Source organism: Pseudomonas sp. REP124, assembly GCF_020164475.1.
GTDB lineage: Bacteria > Pseudomonadota > Gammaproteobacteria > Pseudomonadales > Pseudomonadaceae > Aquipseudomonas.
Genome location: NZ_JAIQWX010000037.1, coordinates 26,906 through 46,643 on the forward strand (window position 1 = coordinate 26,906; position 19,738 = coordinate 46,643).

A 19,738-nucleotide genomic window follows, 5' to 3' on the forward strand; every position below is an offset into this window, starting at 1 on the left:
CTCAGGCGTCGGGGGCTGCGGCATTCAAGCCCAGCTCACCCAGCACGCGATCGCGGGATTCGTCGTCGGCGAGGACGCCTTCGATGGCTTTGCGGAACGCCGGTGCATTGCCCAGCGGACCTTTGAGGGCCACCAGGGCATCGCGCAGTTCCATAAGTTTTTTCAGCTCGGGCACCTGATCGACCAGGTTGGCCGGGTTGAAGTCCTTCATCGAGTTGACGCGCAGTTTCACGGCCAGCTCTTCGGTGTCGCTTTCTTCCTGGAGGCGGTTCGGCACGCTGAGTGTCAGTTGCAGTTCCTGCTTGGCCAGCACTTCGTCGAAGGTCATGTTGTCGATACTGATCGGCTTGCGATCCTCGACCTTGCGCTCGTCCTTGCGGTGGGTGTAGTCACCGATCGCCAACAGTTTCAGCGGCAGTTCAATCTCTTCCTGGGCCCCGCCAGTGGCGGGTTTGAAGGTAACGTTGATGCGTTCCTTGGGGGCGACCGAGCCTTCTTTGGCCATGGGTTTTCTCCTTGCGGTTGTGGCCTTGGGGCCTATTCGAGTACCACTTCAAGATCGAGGTGGCACAGCCTGCGGTGAATCTCTTCCTTGCATTCACGCACTGCATGGTTCTGGGGCAACAGTTCGCAGCAGCCATGCAGCAAATGCAGCACTTGCAGCGCAAGATCCGGCTCCCAGGCATTGACGCCCGACTCCTGCAGTGACCGGTCCAGCGTTTCGAGTTGGATCCTGGCCAACTCATACTTCTTGGCCATGAAGCACAACCGTGCGAGGGCGAACTGCCAGAAGAACCGGGCGCGCCCGCCTTGAGCTTTTTTTTGCATGCCTTGTTTGAGGATCTGTACGGCGGCCTTGAGTCCGTCCTTGCGCAGGATCGGCAAAACTTCATCCAGGGCCAGTTCCCAGGCGGGCTGGGTTTCGGCAACCTCGGCCTTGCGTGGTGCAATGGCGCGTTGCAGGTGAGGCAGGACGCTGGCGCTGATCCAGGCTCGGGTGGCGGCATCGGCGAACGGTACGCCGTCGTGGAAGCGCAACTCGATGATGCCCGGCAGGCGCTGAATGAAAAGCGCGAACTGAATTTCCACCTCTCGCATGGCCAGTTCCGCATTCAATCCTTGCAGACACTCCCAGACCATCCGCTGGCCATCGAACCAGAAAGGCGATTTCCCAAGGCTCGCCTCCAGCTCCACCAGCAGGTCGGCATGAGCGCCCTGGTCATAGCGTTCCTGATAGGACTTGAGTTTGTCCGCCGGCAACCCGCGCAGAGGAGTGATGTGTTCGGCATTGCGTTCGGGGACGGCATCGATGGGTAACCACAGCAGCGTACGATTGAGGCGCAAGGCGCGCAGGTCGGTGGCTTGCTGCTTGAGCCACCAGGCACACAAAGGTCGTGCGTTTTCCTGCTGCGCGCGCAACGCTTTGTGGGCTTCCTTTTCGTTGTCGATCGGCGCGCCAGGGGTGAACAGTTGAGTGGCTGCCTGCTTGACCTGTGCCACTGCAGCACTGACCACCCCGGGTTCGGGCTGATTGTCGGCGGCGCGCTGAACCATTTTTTTCAGACGACGGGAGACAGGTAACAGTAGTGGTGCCTCATCACCCAGTTGCGCGGTACAAACGGCGTCGAGACCCTCAAGGTGTTCAACAAGACGGCGGAACATTGGCAATTGTTCTTTTATCGCAACGTTCTCGTTCAGCGCCTGCTCAAGACGTGGCACCAGCCAGCGGATGGCTGCGCCTCGGGTACGGGCTTTGCCCGGATGGACTTCGAACCAGTGATGCTCGCAAAGATGGAGCAACAGCCCGAGTCCGGCCAGCATCCCCTGGAAGGATTCACGCTGGTACAGAGCCCATGTCAGCCAGGCTCCCACGCGCAAATCCTTGGATTGAGTGCGAAGCAGACTTTCGCAGTTTTCGCGGATTTTCAGCCAGTCGATCTGGCCGCTTTCATGCATGGATTGAGCCTTGCCCAACTCGCGTTCCAATGCCTCATATTCACTCGAAAAACGAACATCCTCGCCCGCGAAACTCTCTTTGGAAATAGAGGTTTTCGCGAGCTCGATATAATGGGCGGAAAGTTTGTTTGAGTAGGACATCCGTGACCTCTAAGCAGGGGATACTTCCACAGTTTTCAATCAGCCGAAATGGCAGATATCAACTTATCCTTGAGACAACTCCTGACACTCAGGTAGCAGAACCTTATGCGAAATAATGACGCAACCTGGAAGACAAACGATCAACAACTTCAAGCCAATACATAACACGCTTGGGAACGATGGGCACCGACTTGTTTCATGACAATCAAGGACATCTTGCCCTTTTGAATAGAGCCAGTCGTCCGCCAACAGTATTTCCTGTCCGGTACCTGCCCCTTATCCACTCCGCCTCCAAGATCATCCAAGAACTTAATTTTACGCAGGAACATCGTCAGCAAAGGCTACGCCAATCCCAGACAGCAAAACAATTAAGAACATTCCCAAAAGGAACTAGGAAATTTCCTACAAAAGCCAAAACAAAATCTACACGACTCACAAAACATCAAAAACAACCCACATAAACCATGCACAAAAGTTGTACAACAGCTCAAGGAAACTTCGAATAACCAGACAAAGGTAAACACTTTCACGGCAAAACCTTACTCCCTAAAAATCCATATAGAAAAACATAAGATATTGCAAAATGCGTAAGTGCTCTGGATTGCCCCTTGCACGCGCGATTTGCTAATCAAGCTCACCGATGACGCCTTGTATCGCAGAGGAAATTCGCATCACTGCCTGACCGAAAACCGAGTTGTGAATCAGTGAAAATCCCGACTACGCACGGTAATGCCGTCCAGCAGTGAACTCAGGTCACTCAGGCGCCCGGCGATCAGGTGGCGGACTTCGCCTTCCTTTTCCCAGCGCCCGTCGACCTTGAGCAGTTGCGAGCCCACCAGCACCCGGCGCTGGCGGTCGGCGAGGTCGCGCCAGACCACCACGTTGACGTTGCCGAACTCGTCTTCGAGGGTGACGAAGGTTACGCCGCTAGCGGTGCCCGGTCGTTGTCGGCCGGTCACCAGCCCGGCGATGCTCACCGGCCGACCGTGTTCGACCTCCAGCAATTCCCTGGAGCTGCGACAGCGCCGGGCCTTCAATTCACCGCGCAACAAGGCCAGCGGATGCGGGCCGAGGGTGGTGCCGACGCTCGCGTAATCGGCGCGCAGGTCTTCGCCGACCGTGGGTTTTGGCAGCACGATGGCTTCCTCTTCCTGCCGGGGCAAACCGGCGAACAGACCGAGTTGTTTCTCCACCCCCGCCACTTCCCAGCGCGCCCGATGGCGATCACCGGCCATGCCGCGCAACGCTCCGGCATCGGCCAGCAGCTCCCGGGCACGGGCATCCAGTTGCGCCCGTTCGCCAAGGTCGGAGATATCGGCAAACGCGCCCTTGCCTCGCGCGGTCTCGATACGCCGCGCATCCTCTTCGCGAAAGCCCTTGATCATGCGCAGGCCCATGCGGATCGCCGGTTGCGCACCGGCCACCGGTTCCAGGCTGCAATCCCAGTCGCTGGCGCGCACGTCCACCGGGCGGATCTGCAAATGATGGCGGCGCGCGTCCTGCAGGATCTGGTCCGGGCTGTAGAAGCCCATCGGCCAGCTGTTGATCAGCGCACAGGCGAACGCCGCCGGCTCATGGCACTTGAGCCAGCAGCTGGCGTAGGTCAGCAAGGCGAAGCTGGCGGCGTGGGACTCGGGAAAACCGTAGCTGCCGAAGCCCTTGATCTGCTCGAAGATCTGCGCGGCGAATTCGGCGCTGTAGCCGTTTTTCTTCATGCCGGCAGCCAGGCGTTCCTTGTGCGGTTCGAGCCCGCCGTGGCGTTTCCAGGCCGCCATGGAGCGACGCAACTGATCGGCCTCGCCGGGGCTGTAGTCGGCGGCGACGATGGCGATCTGCATCACCTGCTCCTGGAAAAGCGGCACGCCAAGGGTCCTTTCCAGCACCACCTTGAGCTCCGGCGACGGATAGGTTTCGGGCTCCTCCTTGTTCCGCCGTCGCAGGTACGGATGCACCATCCCGCCCTGAATCGGCCCCGGCCGGACGATGGCCACTTCGATCACCAGGTCGTAGAAGGTCCTGGGCCTGAGGCGCGGCAGCATCGACATCTGTGCCCGGGACTCGATCTGGAATACGCCGATGGTGTCGGCGCGACTGATCATGTCGTAGGTCGGCCGGTCTTCGGACGGAATCGTCGCCAGGCTCAAGTCCAGATTGCGGTGCCGACGCAGCAGGTCGAAACAGCGGCGGATTGCGCTGAGCATGCCCAACGCAAGGATATCGACCTTGAGCAGGCCGACCGCATCGAGGTCGTCCTTGTCCCACTGAATGATCGTACGGTCGGCCATGGCGGCGTTTTCCACCGGCACCAGGGTGTCCAGCGGCTGTTCGGAAATCACGAAGCCGCCGGGGTGCTGCGACAGATGCCGGGGGAAGCCGATCAGTTGCCCGGTCAGGCTCAGGACCCGGCGCAACACCGGGCTTTCCGGGTCGAAACCGCCCTCGAGCAGGCGCTCCACGGGCGGGGTTTCATCACTCCAGTGACCGCAGCAGTCGGCCATCGCGTTGATCTGGTCCGGCGGCAGACCCAGGGCCTTGGCCACATCGCGCACGGCACCGGCGGCGTGGTAGGTGCTGACCACCGCGGTCAAGGCCGCGCGACCCCGGCCATAACGGCGGAAAACGTATTGCAGGACTTCTTCGCGGCGTTCGTGCTCGAAATCCACATCGATATCCGGCGGCTCGTTGCGCTCCCTGGACATGAAGCGCTCGAACAGCAGCGTGGTTTGATCCGGGTTGATCTCGGTAATGCCCAGGGCATAGCAAACCGCCGAGTTGGCCGCCGAACCACGGCCCTGACAGAGAATTCGCTGTTCACGGGCGAAGCGCACCACGTCATGCACGGTGAGGAAGTAGCTCTCATAGCCAAGCTCGGCGATCAGTTCCAGTTCCTTGTCGATCTGCTCCAGTACCTTGGCCGGCGCGCCGTTTTCCCAGCGCCAGGCGATACCTTCCTCGGTCAGTTTGCGCAGCCAGGCACTGGCGTTATATCCGTCGGGCACCAGCTCTTTGGGGTATTGATAACGCAACTGCTTCAGATCGAACGTACAGCGCCGGGCCACGTTCACGGACTCCTCCAGCAGTGCCGGCGGATACAGCTCGCGCAAGACCTCGAGGCTGCGCAAATGGCGCTCGCCGTTGGGGTGCAGGCGCAGCCCGGCGTCGGCCACCGGCAGGTGATGACGGATCGCGGTCATGGTGTCCTGCAAGGCGCGCCGGCCACGGGCGTGCATGTGTACATCGCCGCTGGCCACGGCCGGAATGTCCAGCGCCCGGGCCAGCGCCAGCAAATCGTGCAGGCGCCGGGTGTCGTCCTGGCCGCAATGCAGTTGCACCGCCAGCCACAAACGCTCGGCGAACACCTCTTTCAGCCAGCGCCCCTGCGCGACGTCATCGACCGCGTCCGGCACCCACAGCGCCAGCAACCCGGGCAACGACTCGCTGAAATCTTCCTTGAGGATCTGGTACTGGCCTTTCTGCGTCCGTCGACGAGCCTGGGTGATCAGACGGCACAGGTTCTGGTAGCCCTCGAGGTTTTCCACCAGCAGCACCAGTTTCGGGCCGTTTTCGATGCGGATTTCGCTGCCGATGATCAGCGGCAACTCCACGGATTTTGCCGCCTGCCAGGCGCGGACGATGCCGGCCAAAGTGCATTCGTCGGTGATCGCCAGGGCCTGATAACCCTGCTTCTTGGCCCGTTGAAACAGTTCAAGGGCGCTGGAGGCACCGCGCTGGAAACTGAAGTTCGACAAGCAGTGCAGTTCGGCATAGCCGGCGCTCATGCGAACCAGCCCTGCAGCCACAACGGACCGTCCTCGCCGACCGCGCGCCACGCCCAGCCCTGCTGGCCGGTGCGGGTTTCGATCAGGTAGTAATCGCGGCGCACGTCATCGCCGTCCCACCAGCCGGTCTCGATGCGCTCCGGGCCCATCAGGATGCGCGTCGAGTGTTCGTGCAGCGCTTGCGGTTCGGTCAGCAGCCAGCCCGGGCGTTTTACCCCCGGCAGCGGCACACATGGCTGACTGTCGGCACGGGCCTGCCAGGCACATTCGGGGCGGTGATCGGCCTGAAAGCGCAGGCCGTGCACAGCGTCATCCCCCAGCCGTGCGCGCAGGCGTTCGCGCAGTTGCTCCCAGGGCAAGGACTGTTGCGGACGGTCATCGAACAGTTCCTGGCGTTGGGGCACGAAGGCAGGCAGGTCTTCGGCGCGCAGGCGAAAGCCGCGCACCGGAGCCTCGACCTGGACTTGCTCCAGCCGCCCGCGGGCCAGTTCGAAGAGCATCGCCGCATCGCGTTCGGCGCTGAGCAGGCCGACCTTGATCACGCTGTCGGGCAATCCGGCGTGCTCCAGGTGCAGGTCGAAACGCTGCACCCCGCTGTCGCGACCGCAGAGAAACGCCGACAGATCGCCGGTCAGTCGACGTAATGGAAACAGCAGGGCTTGATGGGATTGCACATCGAAGTTGAGCTCGATGCGCACATCGAAACGGTCCGGCGGCAGGTAGAACGCCAGCGCCAGGCGCCGCGTGCCGAGCAAGGCGTCCAGATGCTTGAGTACCTGGGCCTCGAAACGCCGGGCCAGGCTCTGCCGAGGCAACGCCTGCACCTGGCTCAGCGTACGCAGCCCCATGCGCGACAGCGCCGTGGCGACATTGGCCTCCAGGCCGATGCGGTCGACGGGTAATTGCCCCAGGTGATACTGCAGGGCTTGATCATCGGGCACCACCAGGCCGTCATAGGCGTTGGCGAGGATCCGCGCGGCCACGGGGTTGGGCGCGGCGACGATGCGGTGGCGAAAGCCCAGCTCGCCGAGTTCAGTGCGCAGCCGGGTTTCGAATTGCGCCCAGTCGCCGAACAGGCCCAGGCTGGATTCGATCTCGAACACCACCGCACGGGGGTAATGCACGCTGACCTGGGAGCTGAAGCGATAGGCCCAGGCCGCCAGGAACTGTTGCCAGTGTTCGATCTCGGCGGCGTCGTATTCCGCGGTGGCGAAACCTTTGCTCAGTGCCTGGGCGGCGGTCATCGACTGGCCGGGACGCAACCCCAGCGCCCGTGCCGAGACGTTGACCGCCTGCAAGACCCGACGCTGCGCCGGGCCGGTCAGCAGCGCCAGCGGCTCGTCAGGGTCGCTGCGCTGACGCAGGACCGCGTCCAGCGCCAATTGCGGGAACAGAATGCACACCCAGCGCATGGCAACCTCAATGCCCCACGGGGAAGGCAATCGGCGCCGAGCGGGCCAGTCCGCCCCGGCACTTGAGCACGCGCAACTGCGCAGGCCTGGCATCGATGGCGATACGCAGGGCTGCGGGCGACGGGTTGATCGCTTCATGGATCGAGCGGTAGGCGAAGGCCAGGGTCGAGCCGGTTTCCGCCGCCACCTGCAAGCGCCGCAGCGCCCGGTCATCGGCCTTGTGCGGCCAGCACAGCACCGCGCCGCAACTGCCTGAACGCAGGCATTGTTCCGCCGCCCACAGGGCATCGCGCTCGCTGGCTTCTATGATCGACAACTGGCGCAGATCGACCCCGGCGTTCTGCCAGGCCTGGGGGTACGGCACGAACGGCGGCGCCACCAATACGATGCGCTCGCCCGCCGCCGACAGCCGCGCCAGCGTCGGCCACACCAGTTGCAACTCGCCCACGCCCTGCCCGGCCAGGAGGATTTCGCTCAAGGCCGCTTCCGGCCAGCCTCCGGTCGGCAGTGTCGCATCCAGCGCGGCATGCCCGGTGGTCTGCGGGCTGGCGCTCGGCGGCGCAGGCCGGCCCTTCCAGATCTGGCCGCCATTGAACAGCGTATCCAGCGCAACGACGGCACCCATCAGCCTTGCCTCACCAGACCGCAGAACACCCCTTCGATCGCGAGGTCCTGACCGGGCACGACGACGATCGGCTCATAGGCCGGGTTGCGTGGCAACAGACGAACCGTGTCACCTGTTCGTTCGAAACGCTTGATGGTCACTTCACCGTCCAGGCGCGCGACGACGATCTGGCCGTTGACCGCCTCGGGGCTGCGGTGTACGCCCACCAGATCGCCATCGAGAATGCCGTCCTCGATCATCGAGTCGCCGCGAACCCGCAGCATGTAGTCCGGCGTGCGGGAGAAAATCGCCGGGTCGAGCAACAGACGACTATGGATTTCCGCATCTGCACCAATCGGCGCACCCGCCGCCACACGACCGAGTACCGGGATGTCCAGCAATTCGGGCCGCGCAGGTTGGCCGAGCAGGCGAATGCCCCGGGCCTGATGCGGATTGACCTCGATGAAACCGGCCTCGGTCAGCGCCAGCACGTGCTTGCGCGCCACGCTGCGGGAGGCAAAACCAAAGGCCTCGCTGATTTCAGCGAGGCTCGGAGACTGACCGTGTTCGGCGATTCGCTCGCGGATGAAGGTCAGGATGGCGGTACGGCGGGGAGTTAGAGTCGTCATGGAGTACATTTGTACTCTTTTGCGGTTTCTCTTACAAGATTTTGTGGACGACCTGTAGGCGCGAGCTCCCAAAGGTTTTGCGTCAGCGTTGACGTCCGGCGCAATCGTCGGTCAAGCCGCGGGAGGCGAGGAACTGCGCGATATAGTCGATGAACGCCAGTACCTTGGCCGTCGCCCGGCGGTGACTGGGGTACACCGCGAGGATGTGCGCGCCGAAGCTGTCGGGGTCGATGTCGTAGTCGGCCATCACTCGCACCAGTCGCCCGTCGGCGATGTAGGGTGCGGCGCTCCACAGGGGCGTGTGCAGCAGGCCGCGGCCGGCCAGGGCGTTAGCCAGCAGCAGGTCGTAGTTGTCGCTGCGCAGGCGCGGCGATGAGGGTTGCGGCAGGCTCAGGCGCTGGCCGTCGCGCTCGACCCACCAGAATTCGCGGCTGAGCAGCGGGTGGCGGTACAACAGCCATTGGTGCTCGTCGAGGGTTTGCGGGGTGACCGGCAGCGCCTTGCGCGCCAGGTATTCAGGACTGGCGCACAGGGCCAGGCGATTGCTGCCGACGATGCGGGCGATCAGTCCCGGCAGATCGTCATGACCTTCGCGCAGGGCCAGGTCATAACCGCTTTCCACCAGATTGACGAACTCGTCGCACAGGTCAACCTGCAGATCGATTTGCGGGTACTGCTCCAGAAAACCGCCGCAGACCTGATCGAGAAACGCCTGCCCGTAAGCCAGCGGCGCGGTGATTTTCAAGGTTCCGCGCAAGCCATGCTGCAACTGCTCGATTTCCTCGCCGGCCTCGTCCAGCCGTAGCAACACCTGGCGCGCGGTTTCCAGATAAAGCCGTCCCGACTCCGTCAGTGAAATCCGTCGGGTGCTGCGCTCGAACAGCCGGGCACCAAGCTCGGTTTCCAGGTGATTGACCGCCTTGGTCAAGGCGGACGGGGTCTTGCCCATCTGCTCGGCGGCGCGGCTGAAACTGCCCAGTTGCGCCGTCACCACGAACATTCTCAATGCACCCAACTTGTCCATACTTTTTCCATTCCGGCAAAAACGTTTTTCGTGAGCGAAGCGTTCTGCTGCACCCGGACAGCCACTAATCTGGCCATCAGACGCAATAACAAGGAAACATTCAATGAAAAGATTCATCCCGAATCTACTGATGGCCGCTGTTAGTTTTGCCTCGTTGGAAGCCATGGCCGCCACGGATCTGGTCCTGCTCAATGGCAAGATTTTCACCGCCGACCGCGCCAACCCCAAGGTTCAGGCATTGGCGGTGCAGGACGGCAAGGTGCAGCAAGTCGGCAGCGACGCGCAGATCAAGGCCTTGATCACGCCCAATACCAAAGTGGTGAACCTGGGCGGCAAGGCCCTGATGCCCGGCCTGATCGACACCCATTCCCACGCGATTTTCGGCGGCCTGGAAATGGTCTCGGCGAACATGGAAGACGAAGTCGTCGATGTCGATGAACTGGAAAAACGCCTGCGCGGCTGGCGTGACGACGGCAAAGCCAAACATGGCGATGTGCTGAGCGTGGCCGGCATGAGTTCGGCCTACTGGTCCCAGGCCGAAGCCCTGGGCAAGAAGTTCAACAACGGCGAATGGGCCAAGGTGCCGGTGGTTTTCACCGGCAGCGACCACCACACCGCCTGGGCCAACAACGTCATGCTCGAACGCGCCGGCATCGATGCCGCGTTGCTGAAGAACCTGCCGGACGCCGAGAAAGGCACCATCGGCCAGCTTGCCGACGGCAGCCCCAACGGTTTCGTGGTGGATGCCGGCTGGGATCGCGTGGCGACGAAAATGCCGGTGCCGACCGCCGCCGACATGCTCACCGCGGCGCAATCTGCCCTTCGTTACAACAACAGCCTGGGCATCACCGCCTGGATGGACCCCGCCGCCAACGCCGCCCCCGGCGAGCCGGTGTACGCACTCAAGCCCACGGAGAAAACCGTCGGCGTGCTGCCGGCCTACAAGGCACTGGCCGAAAGCGGCGGCATGAGCGCCCACGTCGCCGCGCTGCTGGTGGCCAATCCGAAAAGCGTGCCGGCCGATCTCGATGTGCTGGAAAAGGTCCGCCAGCAATTTCAGGGGGTTCCCAACCTGACCCTGCCCGGCATCAAGATCTTCGCCGACGGTGTGATCGAATACCCGGCGCAGAGCGCGGCGATGATCGATCCGTACAGCAACTCGCACAAACAGGGCGAACTGCTGATCGATCCGCAGCACTTCGGTGAATTGGTCAGTGCGATAGATCAGCGCGGCTGGCTGGTGCACATCCACGCCATCGGCGACCGTGCGGTGCGCGAGGCCCTGAACGGCATCGCCCAGGCGCGCAAGGATCGCCAGAGCGGCGTGACGCATTCGGTCACTCACCTGCAAATGGTCAATCCGAAGGAGTTCGCCCGTTTCAAACCGCTGAACGTGATCGCCTCGATGCAGCTGCTGTGGGCCTCGGCGGACGACTACACCACGGACATGATTAAGCCTTACGTCAGTGCCGCAGCCTTTCGTTATCAATACCCGGCGCACTCGCTGCTCAAACAGGGCGCGACCATCGCCGGCGCCAGCGACTGGCCGGTGTCTTCGCCCAACCCGTTCAACGCCATGGCCCAGGCCATGACACGCACCGGCCCGATGGGCGTGCTCAACGCCGACGAGCGCCTGGATCGCGAAACCATGTTCTACGCCTACACCCTCAACGCCGCGCGCACCATTGGCCTTGAGAAACAGATCGGTTCGCTGAGCCCCGGCAAGCAAGCGGACTTCATCGTGCTGGACCGCGACGTGTTCAGCGTCGACGACAAGGCCCTGCACGACACCCAGGTGCTGCAAACCTGGTTCGCCGGGCGCGAAATCTACACCGCCACTCGCTGAGAAAACCCTCCACGCATCACCTGCCCGCCCCCACGCGCGTCGTCGGGGCCGGCGCAGCCTTGCCCCGAAAAACTGCCCATAACAATCACAATAGCGGGACGCTACCCATGAAAGCCTTGACCCTGTTCGCCCTCGGATCCCTGAGCGTGCTGCCGCTGTGCAGCCAGGCGATACCCTTGAATGACGATTTCGCCGTACTGGTGGACCTGACCCTGGCCAGCGATTACCGCACCCGCGGCATCTCGCAGACCCAGAACGACCCGGCGATCCAGGCCGGTGCCACCCTGACCCACAGCAGCGGCCTGTACCTGGGGGCCTGGAGTTCCAATGTCGATTTCGGCGGTGGTCTGAAGACCCGCCAGGAAATCGATTACTACGGCGGCTGGCTGTGGGAGGCGACTGAAGAGGTCAGCCTGGATGTGGGTTATCTGAAGTATTCCTACCCGAAGGAAAGCCAGTTCAATCAGAGCGAGGTCTACGGGATTCTCAGTGTCTACGGGGTGAAACTCGCGGCCTACTACTCCGACGATGCACCGGGCGTCGACAGCAAGCAGAACTCGCTTTACAGCTACGTCGGCTACGAAACCCAACTGCCCTACGACACCGGTTTGAAGCTGCGTTACGGCAACATGGACTTCAAGGACCCGCACTTGTATTCGACCTCCGGCCACGCCGATGATTCGTACCGCGAATGGGAGGTCAAGCTGAGTCATGAACTGGCGGGTGTGATGCTGGGGTTGAGCTACATCGACACCGATTTGTCGAAGAACCAGTGCGCCAGCAATTGGGGGTTCGATGATGTGTGCAGTGCCACGGTGGTTGCGAGCGTCAGCAAAATCTTCTAATACACGCGCCCCCTCTGTAGGAGCGAGCTTGCTCGCGATGAACCCGAGAACGACGCGGGGTGTCAGGCAGCCAGCGGTATCGTCAACCTCCATCGCGAGTGAACTCGCTCCTACAGTGTTTTGTGTCGAACACGCGATCCACTGACGGCGTAAATCCTGTGGGAGCGAGGCTTGCCCGCGAAAGCGTTGGGTCAGTCACTATTGATGTCGATTGACCTGACGCCTTCGCGGGCAAGCCTCGCTCCTACAAGGGCATTGCCCATTTCTGTTTTGCGGCTTCCACTGGCATCCGCTCCACCAACCCTCCAGCCAATTCCGCCACCCGCTGCGCCGCCGGCACCACGCTGTGAATCTTGCCCACCCCCTGCCCCGCATACAGCGACAACTTTTCGGCCATTCGCGGTTTGTCGATGGCCCGGGCGCCGCCGCCGATCAGACGCAGCAAATTCCACTTGTCCCGATTCGGGATCACCCGGTGCGGCGTGCCGTAGGTCCAGCCGAACGAGTAACCGGTGCGGTACTCGGTGTCATCGGTGGTCGCTTCGACGATCTTCCGCTTGTACAGCGGATGCGCGTTCGACTCTTCGGTAGCGATGAACGCCGTGCCCACCACCACCCCCGACGCGCCGAGGGACATCAGTGCCCGCACATCGTCGCCGTTGGTCACGCCGCCGGCCGCCAGCACCGGCCGGCCCTCGGAGATAGCGAGGATCGAAGTCAGCAGCGGCATGATGCCGATGGTGCCGCGATTGAGGTGTCCGCCGCTTTCACTGCCCTGGGCGATGATGATGTCCGCGCCTTGGGCAAGGGCGATGTGCGCCAGCTCCACGGAGCCTGCCTGGACCATCACCAGCAGCCCGGCGTCCTTGGCCCGGGGGATCATATCGGCGGAATACTTCTCGGCGTAAAACAGCGACAGCAGTTTGGGCTTTTCCTTGAGGATCACCTGGAACTGCGCCTCGAACACATCCGGGCCGCCGAACTGCGGCACCAGGTTCACTCCGAATGGCCGGTCGGTCAGCTCGCGGGTCTCCTGGATCCAGCGGCGCAAGGCCAGCGGCGGCAGGCGCAGACCGCCGATCACCCCCATGCCCCCGGCATTGGCCACGGCACCCACCAGTTGAGGGCCGGAAATGGCCGCCATGCCACCGAGGAAAATCGGGTACTTCACACCGCACAATCGGGTGATGGCGTTCCCGGCAAAATCGAATCTGTCCTGGTTCATGCTCACAGCTCCACGTGTTTGCCCAGCATGCGCTTGAGCGTGTTGTTCTTCAGGAGAAAGTGATTCTTGACTGCGCCGAAGATGTGCAGCGCCAGCCCCGCGAGAAACGCCGAGGCGCCGATGTTGAACAGCACATCGACCACGTGTTTGAGCGTCGCATTGACCGGCAGCAGGCTCGGGATCTGCAAACCGCCGGGTAGTTCCACCACTCCGCCGCCCGCGCAGCGCGAAGCCCAGACCGCAACGGGCAACAGCACCATGGCCAGCGCCAGCGACACCGCCACCGAGCGGCTGATGATCACTTCGATGGGATTGGGCGTGCCCACGGGCAGCGGATGATAGGCCGTGACCCGCGCCCAGAAGCGGTAGATCGAGACGAGGAACAGCACCAGACCGACCAGGTTCTGCACCCGTACCAGTTCACTTCGCAGTGCCTCGGCGGACGCCTGGCCGATCATCAGTTGCAGGCCGAAGATCGCCAGCAGGGAAAACGCCACGACCCAATGCAGGGCGATGGTGATGGGGGAAAATCTCAAGCCATTGTCTTTGAGTTGCATGGCTGACTCCTTTTGCAGCGAATGCCAATCAGGAAAAGGAACACGCGATCAGTGATTGACCGCCTGCGCGGCGCCGAGCCCGGTCTGGGCGCGAATCAGCTGGTCGTCGAAACGCTCGCGTTCCAGCTCCGCGGAGCGACTTCTGTCAGTGACCGAGCCCAGCCAGGTGAAGAGGAACGCCACGTTCATCGAGATGATCGCCGGGTAGTCGTAGGGGAAGATCGCCTCGGCATTGCCCAGCACCTTGACCCAGACCGCCGGCGACAGAATCACCAGACCCACCGCGCTGATCAGGCCGGCGACGCCGCCGATCAAGGCGCCGCGCGTGGTCAGCCCCTTCCAGTACATCGAGAGCACCAGGATCGGGAAATTCACCGACGCGGCCACGCCAAAGGTCAGCGCCACCAGGAACGCGATGTTCTGGTCCTTGAACAGAATCCCCAGCAGCACGGCAACGACGCCGATGCCCACCGAAGCGATACGGGACACGCGGCGCTCGTCCTTCGCCTCGGCCTTGCCCTTGCGCACCACCATCACATACAGGTCATGGGAAATCGCCGAAGTGCCGGCCATGGTCAGCCCCGACACCACCGCCAGAATCGTCGCGAACGCCACGGCGGAAATGAAGCCGAGCAACAGGTCACCGCCCACGGCTTTCGCCAGGTGCATCACCGGCATGTTGCCGCCGCCGATCAACTTGCCGGCCAGATTGCCGGAATCATAGAAGGCCGGGTCCTGCCCGACGATTACGATGGCGGCCAGCCCCAGCACGGCGACGATCAGGTAGAAAAAGCCGATGAAGCCGGTGGCGACGAACACCGATTTGCGCGCTTGCTTGGCGTCCGGCACGGTGAAAAAACGCATGAGAATGTGTGGCAAGCCGGCGGTGCCGAACACCAGGCCCAGCGACAACGAGATTAGCGACAGCGGATCGGCCACCAGTTTGCTCGGCAGCAGAATCCGCTCGCCATCGTGGTGCGCGGCCACCGCTTGTTCGAACATCAGATCGAAGGAGAAACCGAACTTGCTCAGCGCCAGAAACGCCAGCAAGGTTCCGCCCAATAGCAGCAGCCCGGCCTTGATGATCTGCACCCAGGTGGTGGCGACCATGCCGCCAAAGGTCACGTAGACCGCCATCAGCAAGCCCACGGCAATCACCGCGTAGTTGTACGGCAGGCCGAACAGCAACTGGATCAACTGCCCGGCGCCGACCATCTGCACCACCAGGTAAAAGCACACCACCGTCAGCGAGCCGAAGGCGGTCATGGTGCGGATGCGGTTCTGGTCGAGGCGGAACGAGGCGATGTCCGAGATGGTGATGCGCCCCAGGTTACGGATGCGCTCGGCAAACAGGAACAGCAGCAGCGGCCAGGCGACGAAGAAGCTGATGGAGTACAGCACGCCGTCGAAACCGTTGAAGAAGATCATGCTGGTGACACCCAGCAGCGCCGCCGCCGACATGTAGTCGCCGGCCAGTGCCAGGCCGTTCTGAAAGCCGGTGATGCCGCCGCCGGCGTTATAGAAGTCGTCCATGGATCTGGTCTTGGAGGCCGCCCAGTAGGTGATGCCCAGGGTGGTCACGACGAAGACCAGGAACATGCTGATCGCGGTGTAGTTGATCGGCTGCTTTTCTACGTTTTGCAGCACGTCGCCGGCCATGGCGCGCGCTGCGAAGGCGCTCAGCAGAACAGGAAGAATGAGGTTTTGCAGGAGGCGTTTCATACGATCACCCCCGCGCGAATTTGTGCGGTCAGGGTGTCGAACTCACCGTTGGCCCGCAGGATGTAGAGCCCGGTGAACAACCAGGCGCCGACGATGAACACCAGGCCCAGGGGCCAGCCGATGTTGATGACGCTGGTGGCGGAAAGCTTCGTCGCTAGCAGCTGGGGCGCGAAAGCGGCGACGAGGATGAACGTGAAGTACGGGACAAGGGTTGCGGTGGTAAGCCCGGCGACGAATCTTCGTTGCCGAGAGACCAACTCCTTGTAACGGGGGTGATTGCGAATTCTGGCCGATTCGGTTGCATGGTTCACGTTGACTCCGTGTAGCAGTGGTTGCGTTATTGTTGTTCCACAGCCTCAGATTCAGACTCGATCCGCCACTGGCTGCGGTATCTGTGCCCCTTCAACCTATGCCCGCCACATCATCAAGTAAAATGATCATTTGTGATTCAGTTGATCTGTTTTGGTGAACCTTAAATTTGCCGAATGGCCCTATCGCTCATCTGCCGGAAGCTTTAGATTTGCCAGCAGTTATGACTTTTACAGATAGGTGAAGGCGATGGATGTTGCGGATCTGAGGGTGGTGGATGCGGTGGCGCGCCACGGCAGCATGAACAAGGCCGCCAATGAGCTGAACACCGTGCAATCCAACGTGTCGACGAGGATTCGCGCGCTGGAGAGCGAACTGGGGGTGGCGCTGTTTCAACGCAGCGCCAAGGGGGTTCAGGTGACGCCTGCGGGCCGGCGCATCCTGCCTTTCGCGGCCCGGCTGTCGAAGCTCTTGCTCGATGCTTCCAGCGCCGCGCGCGATGACGGCCAGCCACGGGGCGTGCTGGAAATCGGGACGCTGGAAACCACCCTGGCCATGCGTTTGCCGCGCCTGATCGCGCAGTTTGCCAAGGCTTATCCGGATGTTCGCCCGGTGGTGCGCACCGGCACCACCTGCAGCCTGATCCAGGGCGTCATCGACTGTAAGCTGGAAGGCGCGTTCGTCGCCGGGCCCGTCCACCATCCGGAACTACACAGCGAGGAAGCCTTTCGCGAGGAACTGGTGCTGGTGACGTCCCCTGCCCTGCGCAGCCTGCAAGCGATCGCCGAGGTGGAGAATTTGAAGACCGTGGTGTTTCGCATCGGCTGCTCCTATCGCCAGCGCCTGGACACGCTGCTGACCAGCCTCGGCATCGTCGCCCCGGAACCGCTGGAATTCGGCTCGATCGAAGCCATCATCGCCTGCGTTTCGGCGGGCGTCGGCATCAGCCTGTTGCCCCGGGGGGTGGCGGCCAATGCGGCGCGCGATGGTCTGGTTGCGGTGCACGATCTGCCGGCGGACATGGCGCAGGTCGAGACCGTGTTCGTGCGCCGCATCGACGGCTACTTCTCCAGTGCCCTGGCGACTTTTCTGCAAAGCGTGCGGGAGGACGAAGTCCCTAGCGTGGCGCGGTAGACCGATCGAGAGCTGCGGACGCGCCATCGAAACGGTTCTTTATCCAGCCATTGATAGCGGCACACAGCACCAGCAGCGCGCCGGTCACCAGAAACACGTGATGCAGTCCGAAATGCGCGCCGATCTGGCCGCCGATCAAAGGCCCGATCACCTGACCGGAGAACTGCGCCGACTGCAAGTAACCCAGGATCTTGCCGGTGTTATGCGCTTGCACCGCACCGCGAATCAGCTTGGCGATCGCCGGCAGCAATCCCGCCAGGGTCATGCCCATCAGGCCGCGCAGCACCGCCAGTTGCCACCAATGCGTGACGTACGCCTGGGGCAGCATGAGGATGCCGGTCAGCACCAGGCAACCGATGATCACGTTCCAGCCGCCGATGCGATCGGCCAGTGCGCCCAGTCGCGCGGCGGTCAGGATGCTGCCCAGTGCCGAAGCGGCCATCACCACGCCGGCCACTCGCGCCTGATCGTCGAAGGCCACGCCCAGATGACCGATGTAGACGGTAATGATCGGCTCGATCGACATGTTGGCCAGCAGGACCATCATGGCGGTCACCAACAGCGCGGCGATGACTGGCCAGCGGGTGTTGTCCTGTTTGTCCGCGCTGTTTTTTGTGCGTTGCGAGCCGTCCACACCACGCTGGAAATCCTCGCGGACCAACAGGATGGTGGCCAGCGCCGCCACGGCGATCACCGCGCCGCCAACGAAAAAGGTCCCGCGAATGCCGACCCACTGTGGCAGGAAACCGCCTACCAGCGGCCCGATCAGATTGCCGGACAACGCCCCGGTCGACAGCACGCCCAGCGCCCATCCGGCTTTTTCCCGTGGCACTTGCGAGCCGATCATCACGATCGATGCCGAGGCATAGCCACCGATCAAGCCGGCGATCAGGCGCAGCACCACCAGGTCGGTGACATCGCGGGCCAGTCCGATCAACGACATCACAATGGCCATGCCGATGGCGGCGCGGATCAGCATCGGTTTGCGCCCGAATCGATCCGCCAGCCGACCCCAGAGCGGCGCGGTGATCGCCGTGCCGAAAAACGTCGCGCCAAAGGCCACGGCGGACCACTGCACCACATCGGCCTGGGCCGTGACGCCCAGTTGTTGCACATACAGCGGCAGGAATGGCAGCAGCATGGTCAGGCTCACCAGCGTGGTGAACGAGCCGAACACACAAACCGCCAGGTTGCGGCGCCAGTAAGGAAGATTGCGCTCGGCGTAGTTCACGTTGCAGAGTGCTCCGTAGATTCAGCGCTGCGGATTGCCGCCAGTACGTCGATGACGAAGGCAATCAACATCGCCACCGTGCCGATGCCGAACAGCAAGCGATAGTTACCGCCGCTGTAGGAAAACAGGAACGACAGACCATAGGCGGCGACGGCCTGGAACAGCGCGAAGCCCACGGTTGCGGTTTGCCACGCGGCGGCTTGTTGCGCGGGGTGTCGGGCGAGCACTTCCTGCAGGCGACCGAGCATCAGCGGCACGGTGCCGGTGACGAAGGCGCCGACGATGACGCTGGAAGCCATCAGCCAGACCGTGCCAAGTCCCAGGGCCGGTGCGGCGACGCTGATCGCCTCGATGATGAACGCGGCCCGCAGCGCCCGACCGAAGCCAATCCGATCAGCCAGCGCCCCTGCCAGCAACGGGCCGACGGTGGCGCCGATGCCGAACAGCACCCAGTATTGCGCGCCGGTTTGCAGCCCCTGACCGAGGCCACGGGCGACGAAGTCCACCAGGAAAATCATGTGCGGCACCCAGCCTGCGGCGTTGAGTGCGTATTCGACATACAGCGCCTTGAGGGTGCCGTTGGAGGGTGGACGACGATGGTGGACGGTGTTGGATGCGCTGTTGTTTTCGCTCGGCCAGCCATGCCACGCGATAGCGGTGAGCAGCAGCGCGATCAGGCCCAAGCCGAGCCAGGTCTGCGCCAGGCCCTGTTGCAGCAACAGCGGCACCAGCGTGCCGGACGCCGCGATCCCGACCCCGACGCCCATGAAAATCACCCCGCCGGCCAGGCCTCGACGGGAGGCTGGCACGTGGGCCAGAACCGTCGGCGCGGCCAGCACCATCAGCGCCCCGCCGGCGACACCAGAGAGCAGGCGCCAGGCGAAAAACCAGGCGAAGGACACGGGATAGGCACAGGCGAAAAACGCGATGCTCGCCAGCAGCATCATCGCCCTGAGGGTGAAACGGGTTGAAGTTTTCGCCGCCAGCGAACGCCCGAACAGCGCCCCGGCCAGATACCCCGCCAGATTCGCCGCCCCCAGGTAAGCCGCCCTGGACGCATCGAACCAGTGGGCGCCGACAATCGCCGGCAGCAACGGCGTATAGGCAAACCGCGCCAGCCCGATCCCCACAAGACTCGCCGAAAACCCCGCCACCGTGCCTCGCCATGGGCTAGCCGGTTGCTGGGCCGTTGTTGCTTTCACGCTGTTCATCATCTGCCCTTCCCTACTTCAGTCGGGCCGACTCTACGCGCGAAGGCGATATCTCAAATAACGAATTAATCAGGCAGCAGTTATCTTCAATCTAGATACCACACCAATTCCCC

General features: G+C 62.7%; 16 protein-coding genes. 3 read left to right on the forward strand and 13 right to left on the reverse strand.

All coding sequences use genetic code 11. The features are described 5' to 3' along the window. Position 1 precedes the first annotated feature (1 nt). The 7 genes from tssB to K9857_RS11995 form a co-directional block, all read right to left on the reverse strand. Entirely contained in the window at positions 2 to 505 is a 504-nt protein-coding gene (gene tssB, locus K9857_RS11965; protein WP_224535952.1) for a type VI secretion system contractile sheath small subunit, read from the reverse strand. Between the two features lie 32 nt (positions 506 to 537). Then, entirely contained in the window at positions 538 to 2,097 is a 1,560-nt protein-coding gene (gene tssA / locus K9857_RS11970; RefSeq protein ID WP_224535955.1) for a type VI secretion system protein TssA, read from the reverse strand. A 701-nt stretch (positions 2,098 to 2,798) separates the two neighbouring features. Next, on the reverse strand, positions 2,799 to 5,897 hold the full coding sequence (locus K9857_RS11975) for an error-prone DNA polymerase (RefSeq protein WP_224535958.1): 3,099 nt from the start codon (positions 5,895 to 5,897) through the stop codon (positions 2,799 to 2,801). Beyond that, positions 5,873 to 7,288: a Y-family DNA polymerase gene (locus tag K9857_RS11980; protein WP_224535960.1), complete on the reverse strand. Its 1,416-nt coding sequence runs from the start codon at positions 7,286 to 7,288 to the stop codon at positions 5,873 to 5,875. Before K9857_RS11980 ends, K9857_RS11975 begins: the two co-directional genes overlap by 25 nt. A gap of 7 nt (positions 7,289 to 7,295) precedes the next feature. Next, positions 7,296 to 7,913 carry a translesion DNA synthesis-associated protein ImuA gene (gene imuA / locus K9857_RS11985; RefSeq protein ID WP_224535961.1) on the reverse strand — a complete coding sequence of 206 codons (618 nt, stop codon included), beginning with the start codon at positions 7,911 to 7,913 and terminating at the stop codon, positions 7,296 to 7,298. Then, positions 7,913 to 8,530 carry a transcriptional repressor LexA gene (gene lexA / locus K9857_RS11990; RefSeq protein ID WP_224535963.1) on the reverse strand — a complete coding sequence of 206 codons (618 nt, stop codon included), beginning with the start codon at positions 8,528 to 8,530 and terminating at the stop codon, positions 7,913 to 7,915. The genes imuA and lexA overlap by 1 nt, the downstream gene beginning before the upstream one ends. Positions 8,531 to 8,603: 73 nt before the next feature. Beyond that, the gene (locus tag K9857_RS11995; protein WP_224535965.1) at positions 8,604 to 9,545 is read right to left on the reverse strand and encodes a LysR family transcriptional regulator; all 942 of its coding nucleotides are present in this window, start codon (positions 9,543 to 9,545) and stop codon (positions 8,604 to 8,606) included. Between the two features lie 103 nt (positions 9,546 to 9,648). Between K9857_RS11995 and K9857_RS12000 the strand changes: the two genes are divergently transcribed. After that, the gene (locus K9857_RS12000; RefSeq protein ID WP_224535967.1) at positions 9,649 to 11,391 is read left to right on the forward strand and encodes an amidohydrolase; all 1,743 of its coding nucleotides are present in this window, start codon (positions 9,649 to 9,651) and stop codon (positions 11,389 to 11,391) included. A gap of 107 nt (positions 11,392 to 11,498) precedes the next feature. After that, positions 11,499 to 12,236 (forward strand): TorF family putative porin, encoded by a 738-nt coding sequence (locus tag K9857_RS12005; protein ID WP_224535969.1) that lies wholly within the window; start codon positions 11,499 to 11,501, stop codon positions 12,234 to 12,236. A gap of 244 nt (positions 12,237 to 12,480) precedes the next feature. On the opposite strand, the gene K9857_RS12010 is transcribed toward K9857_RS12005, so the two are convergent. From K9857_RS12010 to K9857_RS12025, 4 genes are read right to left on the reverse strand one after another with little or no spacing between them, the layout of a single operon-like run. Next, positions 12,481 to 13,461, reverse strand: a complete 981-nt coding sequence (locus K9857_RS12010) for an NAD(P)H-dependent flavin oxidoreductase (protein ID WP_224535971.1) — start codon at positions 13,459 to 13,461, stop codon at positions 12,481 to 12,483. Between the two features lie 2 nt (positions 13,462 to 13,463). Then, positions 13,464 to 14,018: a cytochrome b gene (locus K9857_RS12015; RefSeq protein WP_224535973.1), complete on the reverse strand. Its 555-nt coding sequence runs from the start codon at positions 14,016 to 14,018 to the stop codon at positions 13,464 to 13,466. Between the two features lie 48 nt (positions 14,019 to 14,066). Continuing rightward, positions 14,067 to 15,740, reverse strand: coding sequence for a cation acetate symporter (locus K9857_RS12020; protein ID WP_224535975.1), 1,674 nt, complete (start codon positions 15,738 to 15,740; stop codon positions 14,067 to 14,069). Next, the gene (locus K9857_RS12025) at positions 15,737 to 16,051 is read right to left on the reverse strand and encodes a DUF485 domain-containing protein (protein WP_224535977.1); all 315 of its coding nucleotides are present in this window, start codon (positions 16,049 to 16,051) and stop codon (positions 15,737 to 15,739) included. The genes K9857_RS12020 and K9857_RS12025 overlap by 4 nt, the downstream gene beginning before the upstream one ends. 247 nt (positions 16,052 to 16,298) lie before the next feature. Between K9857_RS12025 and K9857_RS12030 the strand changes: the two genes are divergently transcribed. Further along, on the forward strand, positions 16,299 to 17,183 hold the full coding sequence (locus K9857_RS12030) for a LysR family transcriptional regulator (RefSeq protein ID WP_224535978.1): 885 nt from the start codon (positions 16,299 to 16,301) through the stop codon (positions 17,181 to 17,183). Here the strand turns inward: K9857_RS12030 and K9857_RS12035 are convergent. Both K9857_RS12035 and K9857_RS12040 read right to left on the reverse strand, forming a co-directional pair. Next, positions 17,167 to 18,414 carry an MFS transporter gene (locus K9857_RS12035; RefSeq protein WP_224535981.1) on the reverse strand — a complete coding sequence of 416 codons (1,248 nt, stop codon included), beginning with the start codon at positions 18,412 to 18,414 and terminating at the stop codon, positions 17,167 to 17,169. The two genes, K9857_RS12030 and K9857_RS12035, sit on opposite strands and share 17 nt — an antisense overlap. Further along, positions 18,411 to 19,625, reverse strand: a complete 1,215-nt coding sequence (locus tag K9857_RS12040; RefSeq protein ID WP_411961559.1) for a YbfB/YjiJ family MFS transporter — start codon at positions 19,623 to 19,625, stop codon at positions 18,411 to 18,413. The genes K9857_RS12035 and K9857_RS12040 overlap by 4 nt, the downstream gene beginning before the upstream one ends. Positions 19,626 to 19,738 lie beyond the last annotated feature (113 nt).